The sequence below is a fragment of the Novipirellula rosea genome, from assembly GCF_039541335.1.
In the GTDB taxonomy this organism is placed as follows: domain Bacteria; phylum Planctomycetota; class Planctomycetia; order Pirellulales; family Pirellulaceae; genus Novipirellula; species Novipirellula rosea.
In genome coordinates this window covers 49,182-60,020 of record NZ_BAABGA010000068.1, presented here as the reverse complement: position 1 = coordinate 60,020, position 10,839 = coordinate 49,182, and the positions used below count along the sequence as shown (strand labels likewise).

At 54.8% G+C, this 10,839-nt stretch carries 6 protein-coding genes; 5 read left to right on the top strand and 1 reads right to left on the bottom strand.

The genetic code is table 11. The annotated features are described in order from the left end of the window. Nucleotides 1-1,794 precede the first annotated feature (1,794 nt). A complete protein-coding gene (locus tag ABD971_RS25265) occupies nt 1,795-3,609 on the bottom strand; it encodes a C45 family autoproteolytic acyltransferase/hydrolase (RefSeq protein ID WP_345326666.1) in 1,815 nt (604 codons plus the stop codon). Between the two features lie 415 nt (nt 3,610-4,024). Here ABD971_RS25265 and ABD971_RS25260 point away from each other — a divergent pair, with 415 nt between their 5' ends. From ABD971_RS25260 to ABD971_RS25240, 5 genes are all read left to right on the top strand, one after another. Beyond that, nucleotides 4,025-5,602: a DUF1549 domain-containing protein gene (locus ABD971_RS25260; protein WP_345326665.1), complete on the top strand. Its 1,578-nt coding sequence runs from the start codon at nt 4,025-4,027 to the stop codon at nt 5,600-5,602. A 169-nt stretch (nt 5,603-5,771) separates the two neighbouring features. Next, on the top strand, nt 5,772-7,103 hold the full coding sequence (locus tag ABD971_RS25255) for a DUF1501 domain-containing protein (protein WP_345326664.1): 1,332 nt from the start codon (nt 5,772-5,774) through the stop codon (nt 7,101-7,103). 7 nt (nt 7,104-7,110) lie between these two features. Continuing rightward, nucleotides 7,111-8,862: an EF-hand domain-containing protein gene (locus ABD971_RS25250; protein ID WP_345326663.1), complete on the top strand. Its 1,752-nt coding sequence runs from the start codon at nt 7,111-7,113 to the stop codon at nt 8,860-8,862. After that, nucleotides 8,862-9,929, top strand: coding sequence for an AAA family ATPase (locus ABD971_RS25245; RefSeq protein ID WP_345326662.1), 1,068 nt, complete (start codon nt 8,862-8,864; stop codon nt 9,927-9,929). Before ABD971_RS25250 ends, ABD971_RS25245 begins: the two co-directional genes overlap by 1 nt. A gap of 5 nt (nt 9,930-9,934) precedes the next feature. Then, nucleotides 9,935-10,837, top strand: a complete 903-nt coding sequence (locus ABD971_RS25240; RefSeq protein ID WP_345326661.1) for a DUF58 domain-containing protein — start codon at nt 9,935-9,937, stop codon at nt 10,835-10,837. Nucleotides 10,838-10,839 lie beyond the last annotated feature (2 nt).

The window sequence follows — 10,839 nt, the reverse complement described above, 5'->3', positions numbered from 1 at the left end:
TTACCTAATGATTCAATGACTTGGGGCGAAGAAAACGACTTCTAAACGCGTCCAGCAGCATCGCGTACCTAGAAGAAGAAAAATAATTCAGCAACAAAATGCGTTGCACATGGTGGAGTCCGCGTCTCTAAGGTCCATGTCGTGCAACAAAAAGGCTTCGTAAACGCGAAGAAAGCCGTAGATCCCCCATGTGATGCAGTCGACGCGACATTGGGACAATCGGCTCGTGACGCACAATCACAATCGCGGGGGCTCGAGGCATGACGACGGCAGGGGTTGAGAGGTGAACAGGCGATGCCATACGGTGATTTCACGGATGGAATGGTTGCATTTGTTGGCCGCCATCAGGCGGCCTTTCTCGTTCACTGACGCCACATCATGTGCGTAAGCGGGCCAATAAAATCGTTCGTTCAGGCGGGGGGTAGCATCCTGCTCATGCCAGAAGCAGCATAAACGATTGAGTGTGCGGGGGGGTAGTGATGGCGGAAAATTATTTCGCAATCACCTCCAAGAAACACCCGTCTAATCCTGCGGAATGCCGGCTGTGGCGTTTAGTGTTCCCATAACTCGTGTTTAGTGGCTGTGGGTTGCTCGCTAGTTGTTTTCGCTTTTTTTCGCGTGTGCGAAGGTCACTGACGATTTGCGATGAGGATTCGGAGGTGGACAGATTAGCACCCCCCAAAGGTCTTGGGTGGATTTTTCATAGGGCGAGTCGTGTGGAGTTTGCGAGGTAGCGCGCTATTTTGCACAGCTCGGGTGCATGGGGTGGTGTGTCTTGTCACTTGGAGGTTGCTCCAGCTCCGGTGCAACTGTGTCGCCGTTTCGGACGTTGTTGCCATGCGCAAAAAATATGATTCTGTCGATGAGGAAAAAAGGGACAGGTCTAAGATGGGGCGGTTGTGGTGACCCCCTGGGGGACTGGTTGATTGGGGCGTCATTAGCTCGGGCTTTGACCGCGTTGCTAGTTACCGAACGCTTTAATCCCGTTAACCTTTCTCCGGTGTTTTAGCACAGGTGCGGATCGCCCGATCGGCTGTGTAGCGTCGATCGAAACGGCGGGCCGTCGAGGTGAATGGCATCGCGAATTTGGTTCGATCGTGGCCTGATTCCTCGCGAAATCCTGCATTTTTATTGTCGATCTTCGCCGCGGTTGTCCGTCGCGAGCTCGTTGAATGCTGTGTTGATGCGCGCATCTCGCGGTGAATCGCTGAAGCGGTTGCGCTCGTTCGAGGAGGCTGGGGACGACGCGTCTCCGTTCGCCAGCGAAGCAAGCCGAAGTGCGCTAAATGTGACCGATTACAGTTGTTTTTCGCTCGTTAATCGCCTCGACATTTCACCCTGATGCGGAATTCTTTCAGCAGGCTCCGGGCACAGCATGTGCAACGCGTTGTCCTTCCGCGTGTGCTTGTTCGTCCTGTTTGACATTCACCGTTGGCGAAGGCAGTTCGCAAAAGAAAAAAGGGGACACGCAAGTAAGGTTGGGCGTGGTTCTAGCGGCGCGCGACCACTGCAATCCAAGGTGCCCCCGATGGCCAACATCGTTCGCTAGGAAACTCGGTATGTCTGAGACCGAAGACCGCGGGAGAGGTGAGGTTGCCAAGCTGCAATGCGACCTGGCTGAATGCCCGCTGCGAAGTTGACGAGGTACATCACAATGGGATGCTGTTTAGTACATTAAAACTCAAGACAACCAGTGCAACGCCACGCATTGATGCCTGGCATTGGGTAACGGCCGTATTGCTGAAGTCATTGCACACTACGCAGTGAAGAGACAGGTCTTGTTGCGCTGGAATGTTAGCGAGGCATGCTTTGCAGCAGTTCGGTAAGATTGAATCGGGCGTACGGTTGCTCGGCGGCGGGGGCGTGGTGCGTGGCGTTGGCGACGTAAAAGACTCCGTCTTCGGGGATGAATAGCACGTTGTGGAGGTTCGACTTCATCGCCACGGGGCGACTCATCAGCCATTGGGCGGCTTCGACGTCGATCTCGCCGTATCGCTGCTCGATGCGTTCTCGCAGTGCTTCCAGTCGCGAACCCGAAGACAACGCAAGCACCTCGGGGATTCCTTCGCCGAGTCGCGGATCGCTTTGTCCCGGCATGATGAACTCAATCGAATCGGGATCCGCCGCGACACCGACCGCTCGCTTGCTCTTCCCGTCGGCGAACACGTAGTAGTACTCACACGTCCGCGGGCTGTCGTGCCAAAGCGTCATCACTTCGTCCAGCGTCGAGCACTCTTCGAGCGCCCGCCGCATCAAGGTTGCCATCGGAACGCCGTCCCATTGGCCTTCGCCATGACCGCCCATTTCGCCGAGTGAAATCGCTTGGTCGTTCATCCCGCTGACGCTGCCGATGAATCCGGCATAGCCAATGTTCGCAAACGCATGCTTGCCGTCGACCGCCACAATAAAAGTGGTCGCGGCGTCCTGCAGCCCAATCGTGGTCATGTAATCCAAGACGCGGCCGTGATAAAGTTTGCCACCCTTGGTCGCGCCGCCCGAGACGGCAAAACCGGAACAGTGAAACAGTTCGGGAAAGACATTGATCGCGTGTGCCGTGGATGGATCGATGTTAATTGCCTTGGCAAACGCCAGTGTTTCACGCTTGTGGTCCTCAGGAATGTGCGGCGAAAGTCGAGCATAGGCCGCGTCCAGGTCGTGACGGAACCATCGCCCGGTGCGAATGGTGTTCACAGTTCCAAAGGTGTACAGCACCGAATCAATACACCGCTGCGACTCTGTGGCCAGCAAGCGGCCATGGGCGTCGCCGATTTGCTCGGGGGTTCCATTGAGCAAAACAACACGCTGGCCATCGATCCAGCGAAGCTCTCCGGCGGGAACTTGGCGGGCTTTTTGCTGTGGCGACGTCAGCAACCGCGACGGCGACAGGATCTCCAGTGCCCGCCGAGTCCCGCGAGCGATGCTGCGTTCGAGTTCCTGACGTTTGAGCTCCACTTGTTTGAAATCCGCCCAATCGTCCACTTCTGCCATCTCAGGCAAGCTGTCTTGGATCGTCAACGCCGCACGATGCTGATCGCCGACATTGATCTCAATTTGCTTGCCATCGTTGTGGAATTGCAAAGACGTGTCGTCGCGGAGTGTCCAGTGCTGCCGATCCGCGTTGAAATCCATCTTCAATAGTCCCGTCAACATGTGGCCGACCGCCGCGGAGTCGGTTTGCTGAAGCATCGGCATGACCATCGTCAGCATCGAGCCGCTTCCGACCATGCGGTCCGTGATCCCCAACGGTGACAGTTGGTCCGACGCATCCACATCGCCCGATCCGAGGAAGACGGTTTTATGGTGAGGCAGCGCAAACGCGGTCGCACCAGGCCGCCGGCGAATCCGCACGCTGTAGTCGCTATGGATCAGGTCCAAGTCAAACGACTGGTCATCGAAACGAACCACTCGCCCGTCAATATGTTGGACTTTGTCGTCAACGAGCACATCAATGTCCACCGCAACCGAAAAGGATTCGGCACGCCCTGATAGGCAAGAAAGCAGCGGCTGCAGATTGTCGCCCAGCTGGTTTGCATTCGATTCAGCATGGATGGGGGTTACCGTCACGCATAGAAACGCGAAGACGAACACACGCGAAAACAGGGCAATCATATTGAGTCGGCGAATTGAAGGAGGGAGCGACAGAAGGCAAATGCCAGCGTATTGGTTGCAGCAATGCCAAGCACAGCGAGCAACGCGAGGCATTGGATTGTAATAGATCCGCCGCAGCACGAGTGAAGCGTCAAAAAAATAACTGGGCGTAGTGGAAATTTTGCGTGATTGAAATCGCCGAACCGCAATCACGGCTGCTCCTGAATGCCTTGGAGCACATCAGGATTCTGCACTGGTGTCGCTGGAAAACCGTCGTCTGCCTCGAATATTGTCGATTTGTTACCGCTCGAAGGCCGCCGGTTGTGTCGACACTCTATCGACTTTGTAAAATGCACAGGATCTAATTGACATTTAAGACGCTATGTCTTACCCTGGGGTTCGTGGCTGATTCGATCCGTTTCCGAGGGGATGCTCCGTGGCAATTCGAGAATCACTGGTGACGCTGCTAGCCTGCTTCGTGTTAGGGGCATCCGTGGCGTCAAGCCAAGAGGTTTTGCAAGGCGAGAGCACTGCGGGCGTTGCGGTGATGTCATCCTTGGAATTAGCGGATTGGATTGACGATCAGATTGCTACGCAGCAGAAGGCAGCGGGGCAAGAGTCGCCGCCGATCGTGGACGATGCGACCTTTATGCGGCGAGTCTACTTGGATTTAGTCGGTTCGATCCCAAGCGTACCAATGGTGCGGGACTTTCTGTACAGTACCGCGACGCTCAAGCGTGAAGATTTGATCGCTCAGTTGATGCGTGACGATGTGCGGCCGGAGAACTATGCAACGCGTCATGCCGAGCATCTGGCCCGAATTTGGCGGAGGGCGATGATTCCACCGAACAGCCCGAATCCTCAGATGGCCGCTGCGTTTGAGCCTTGGCTGCGAGAACAGTTTATTGCAAAGGTTGGTTACGACGAAATCGCTCGCTCGTTGGTGTCGCCCACTGTGGATACACCACCAATGCAGGACGCGACGATGCGGCAAGCCATCAGCCCGCTGCAGGTTTATTACCAAGCCAATGGAGGCACCTCGGTTAGTTCCGCGACGGCGGTGACTCGCTATTTCTTGGGCGTTCGCATCGGTTGTGCCCAGTGCCATGATCATCCGTTTAGTTCATGGAAAGAGTCGGACTTTTGGGGCATGGCGGCCTTTTTTGAAAATTCCAGCCGGGCCGGTGAATTGCCAAGTATCCGCGACGAAGGGGGCGTGTCGCATCAAGCCAAGGTGTTGTGGGGAGAGGTGAATCTGGATCGCGATCAATCGGCGCGTGATGCGCTTGCGGATTGGATGGTGTCGCCCAACAATCCCAATTTCGCATCGACCGCCGTCAATCGTATCTGGCAATACTTGTGCGGCCGCGGGATCGTCGATGCGGTCGACGATTTGGACCAAGTCAGCGACGAAGAGCGGCAGGTGCTTGATGAGCTCGGCGGCATGTTTGCCCAGTCGGGTTTCGACATCCGGTGGTTGATCGAAGGTATCTGCAACAGCAAATTTTATCAACGCGTTAGTCTTTCCAAGGAACTCGTTCACAGCGACACGGTGACGCTGCGTCCGCTGAAGACGTTGACACCCGAGCAAGTTTTTGACTCACTCGAGCAGGCACTCGCGTTGCCGGTCGGTCGCATCGACAATCCGCCCCGCTATAACGGAATGCGAGACGCGTTTGTCAGTCGGATGGACGAGGCAGCAGGGGAATCACCCGAGGATTATCGGGCCGGCGTTCTGCAGGCCTTGATTGTGATGAACGGAAAGTTGACGGCGGACGCCGCCAGTTTAGAGAAAAGTCGAACGTTGAGGGCGACCGTGGAGGCTCCCTTTATGAGCACCGCCGAAAAGATCGAAACCTTGTTCTTGGCGGCGTTCACACGATTGCCTCGTCAGGACGAACTCGATTTTTTGGTCGGGCACATCCATTCGCAACCAGCAGAACATCGCAATCAAGCGTATGAGGAAGTTTTTTGGGGAATGTTAAACAGTCCCGAATTTGTTTTGAGTCGTTAATGCTCCGTTTGGGCTGAAAGCTAAAGTGGGTCGTAGCGAAAGTCGTCAAGACTTTCGTTGTATTCGACGCACGATCCGAAACTCTTGGCGAGTTTCGCTACCTTGAAATTTACGTTTGACAGAGTACTAGGCAATTGGTTGCACGTCATTCCTGCACGAAAGTCATCTAATGAATTCATTTTTCAACCGCGATTACTCGCGTCGCGACTTTGCGAGGATCAGCGCGTCGAGCGCTCTTGGCGTCTCCTTTTCCGGTTGGCTGCCGACGTTGGCGCATGCCGCGAAACAGCAAGGCAAGCCTCGCGCGTGCATCGTGCTGTGGATGACCGGTGGTCCCGCGCAAACGGACACGTTTGACCTGAAACCGAATCACCAAAACGGCGGCCCCTTCAAAGAGATTTCGACCTCGGTGCCCGGAATCAAAATTAGCGAGCATCTTCCCAAACTCGCGAAACAGATGAACGACATGGCGATCATCCGCAGCATGAACACGACCGAAGGGGACCATGGCCGTGGCACGGAATTAATGTTGACTGGCTATCGCCCAGGCAACGCGGCGATTCAATACCCGTCGCTTGGTTCGTTGGTTTCGAAGGAGATTGGTCAATCCGACAACGAATTGCCCAATTACGTCAGTCTGTCGACGTTCCAATTTGCCCCCAACGTGAACGGGGCTGGGTTCTTGGGGCCTCGTTATGCACCGCTTGTCGTCTCGGGTGACAGTAATGATCCGCAATCCCGCGCGAACTTGTCGATCGACAATTTGCGGCCTGCAAACGGGGTGGATCCCGAGTCGATGAACAAGCGGATCGAGGTGCTCAAGTATTTGCAGAGCGGATTCGCGGCTCAAACGACAAGCGAGTCGGCGCAATCGCACTCGGCAAACTATGATCGTGCGATCAAGATGGTCCAGTCGCAAGCGAAACATGCTTTCAAGTTAGAGCAAGAACCGGCGGAGTTACGTGATCGATATGGCCGCAACCGGTTTGGGCAAGGTTGTTTGCTGGCACGTCGTTTAGTGGAGCGTGGCGTTGCGTTTGTCGAGGTAGCGTTGTCACAGGTCAACAACAATCCCGTCGCTTGGGATACGCACGGCGACAACTTTACGCGTGTCCGCGAGTTGTCCGAAGTGCTCGACCCGGCCTGGTCGACGTTGATGGACGATCTACGCGAACGTGGTCTACTCGATTCGACGCTGATCGTTTGGATGGGAGAGTTCGGACGTACCCCGATTATTAATTCGAACGGTGGACGTGATCACTTTCCCGGCGGTTGGTCGACGGTTTTGGCTGGCGGTCCAATCAAGGGCGGGCAAGTCATTGGCGCCACAAGTGAAGACGGAATGGAGATTGTTGATCGCCCCGTAACCACCAAAGACTTATTTGCGACTGTTTGCACCGCACTGGATATCGATCCCGAGAGCGAAAATTACTCTCGCGAAGGACGGCCGATTCGAATGATCGACGAGGGGGGCGAGGCGATCGAAGAATTGGTAGGGTGAACGGCGTTTGAAAGTCGAAGCAATAGTAATTCGTCGTGATGCGGTGATCGAATTCCGCCTGAGCGACCGTGAGAGCAATCCGAATCAACAACATGAGAAAATATCGTTAACTATGGGCGGCAAGCGTCTTTTTTTGATCTTCGCCTTGGCGTGCAGCTTGCTGCGGGTTCCGCTGGCCGACTGCGCCGAGCACGCCCCGATTCAGACGAAGGGCGAAGTGCGTGATGTCATTCTGATGCTTGAACCGGGGCCGCTGCATCTGCGTTTGCACATCGCTTTGGGCGGCCAGTCGCTACCCGCGATTCGCGAAGCGTATGTTGATCGCTTGATGCAAACGCTCGACCAAGACGAAGACGGCAAGTTATCGCAAGAGGAAATGACGCGTTCACCGCTGTTGCGAACGCCGCAGCGTCCCCTCGCTGCCAGTTTTCTAAAATCATTGGGCACCGCCCAAACGTTCACACGCAGTGACATTATGCGAACGGTCGAGCGAGTCGGAGGCGAAACGATTGCGTATCGCGAGGACACGACGTCGGTGAACAATGATCAAGAACTCTTCAATTTCCTCGACCAAGATTCATCGGGACAGCTGGACCGAATGGAATTGGTTGCAGCGGCGCGTCGCGTTCTGGAAAAGGATTTGGATCGAGACGAAGTGGTCAGTTTCGAAGAACTGCTTCCCGAACCGGTGGTCGAACCCAGCGATCCGATTGCTGGATTGACGGTGGTAACGCCACGACGTCCCTCGGCCGGCATTTCGACGATGATACGAGACACGCGTGAGACACGATTGTCACTACGGCTGCTCCGACAATACGACGCGAATCGTGACCGCAAACTTTCCCAAACCGAATTGGCATGGGACGATGCATCGTTTCGTTTTATGGACACCAGCGGCGATGGATTGCTTGATGAGGTCGAGCTCGGCTTCATCCATCAATCGCCTGTGGACTTAGAGTTGGCGATCGATTTGGAACCTGTCGACGACACAATTCCCGCGGTGCAAGTGATCCACGCCAATGGAAAGCGAATCGAAAGGACCATGCGGCCTGATTTTGCCAAGATTCAGTTCGAAGGGGCGATTGTCAGCTTCACACGCCGAAAAATTGATCCGATCGCGACGGCGGTCGATAACGCAATGATCGAGTTCAACAACATGGATATCGATGTCAATGGATATCTCGAAAAGGAAGAAACCGAGCAGCGAATTCGATTTGCTCGCGGGTTGTTTCAAACCATCGATTTTGATGGGGATGGCCGAATCTCGGGTGAAGAGATGGAAGAGTACGTTCGAGTACGAAGCGAACCGCTTGCAACGAGTTGCCGCGTCAATATCTTTGACACCGGACACGGGTTCTTTATGGCGTTAGACTCAAGCGGCGATGGGCGGATCGGTTTCCGTGAGCGACGCGATTCTGCAAAGACGCTTGCGATGCTCGATCGCGACGGCCAATCCGGGGTGTCGATGGAAGAACCGGTGCGACATTTCCATGTTGAATTTGTCCGCGGTGCTTACCGATTGTTTGGAACCAATGACGAATCCGCTGACGAAACACCTGCCTTTCAACAGCGAAGTGAATCAGGCCCGACATGGTTTCGCCGCATGGACCGCAACGGAGACGGAGACTTGGTGTGGGGTGAATTCCTTGGACCTCGCGATGTCTTTCATCAATTGGATGCCGACCATGATGGTTTGATCGATCCGGTGGAAGCGACCGCAGCAGAAAATAGCCAGAATAACGAAACGAGTGGACCGTAATGAAAAAAATGAATATGGAATCGAATTCGCCCTCCGCAACTGCGACCGCCGCCGCCGGCACATCGGCGACTCTCTCTGCGGATGATGCGACCATCGTCCAGCGACTGCGTGAAGCACGCCAACGGGTCAAGGACGAAATGGCCAAAGTGGTCGTGGGACAAGACGAAATTGTCGACCATCTGCTGATTGGATTGCTGTGTCAGGGACACGTCTTGTTGCATGGCGTTCCGGGACTCGGCAAGACGTTGATGGGACGGACGTTAGCCAAAACGTTGGACATGGATTTTAAGCGAATTCAGTTCACGCCCGATCTGATGCCATCGGATATCACCGGTACCGATGTGATGGAAGAGGATCATACGACAGGAAAACATACGTTGCAGTTTCTCCGCGGTCCGGTGTTCACCAATTTCCTGTTGGCGGATGAAATCAATCGAACGCCGCCGAAGACTCAAGCTTCGTTGTTGCAGGCGATGCAAGAGCGAGAGGTTTCGGTGGGCACACAAACATTCAAATTGTCGCCGCCGTTTTTTGTGGTCGCGACTCAGAACCCAATCGAAATGGAGGGAACCTATCCGCTGCCCGAAGCTCAGGTGGACCGTTTCATGTTCAACCTGCGAGTGAAATACCCGACGGTTCAAGAGGAGGTGCAGATAATCAAGGGCACCACCAGCACGTTGACCGCCGAAGCAAGTGAGGTGATGGCCGCGGACGAAGTGGTGCGGCTGCAACAACTCGTGCGGGGTGTTCCCGTCGCCGACTCGGTCATTCACTACGTCGCCCGGTTGGTGGCCCAGACGCGGCCAGGCCAAGTGCCCAACGACGATTCGATCCACAAATACATCTCCTACGGCGCCAGTCCGCGGGCGTCCCAGTATTTGGTGCTCGGTGCTAAGGCTCGGGCGATTTTATCAGGTAAATACCATGTCGATTTTGCGGATATTCAAGCGATTGCTCATCCCGTATTACGGCATCGATTGGTTTTGAATTTCCATGCACGTGCCGACAAAGTCGATTCCGACATGTTGATCGATCGCATCCTGAAAGTGGTTCCCCAAGAAGGTTAATCGACGTGGCCGGAACTCTTCATCCCAACGATCTTGTCGACCCCGCGTTTTTTTCGCGGCTGGACGATATTGAACTTCGCGCCCAAGCGGTGGTCGAAGGCTTTCTGCACGGATTGCATCGCAGCCCGTTTGTTGGCTTTAGTGTCGAGTTTAATTCGCACCGCGAATATGTCCCCGGAGACGACCTGCGGCATGTGAATTGGAAACTCTACGCTCGCCAGCAACGTTTGTATGTGAAGGAGTATGATGCTGAAACGAACATGAATGTCTATATCATGCTCGACATCAGCCAATCGATGGAATGTGCGAACACCGGTCAAAGTAAATTCCAGTACGGTGCTGCGCTGGCTGCCGCGATTGCCCATTTAGCACTAAAGCAACACGACGCCGTCGGTATCACGTTGTTCTCGGATCGCGTCGTTTCGCATCTGCGGCCAAGTGCGAAGCCTCATCAACTGCAAGAAATCCTGCATGTGATCACGTCGACACCCGAGCGAAGTCAATCGGATGTGGGGCGAGCGTTTCATCAAGCCGCTGAACTGGCACCCCATCGCGGCATGATTGTCTTGATCAGCGACCTGTTTGACGATGTTTCGACGATTATGGAAGGCATCGAGCATCTGCAATTCAAAAACCACGAGGTGGTGCTGTTTCATGTGCTCGACCGTTGGGAACGTGACTTGCCGTTGGATGGCAATGTACGGTTTACGGACATGGAAACGGGCGAAGAGATTACGGCACAGGCGGACGGGATCCGCGAACAGTATTTGCAACACGTCAATGATTGGTTGAGTGAACTCGCGCAAGGCTGTTTGAATCGAGGTGTCCAGCGGGTTGAGTTAACGACTGACGAGCCACTGGATAAGGCATTGTTGGATTACTTTGTGAAGCGTGCGAAGGCGCAATAGCT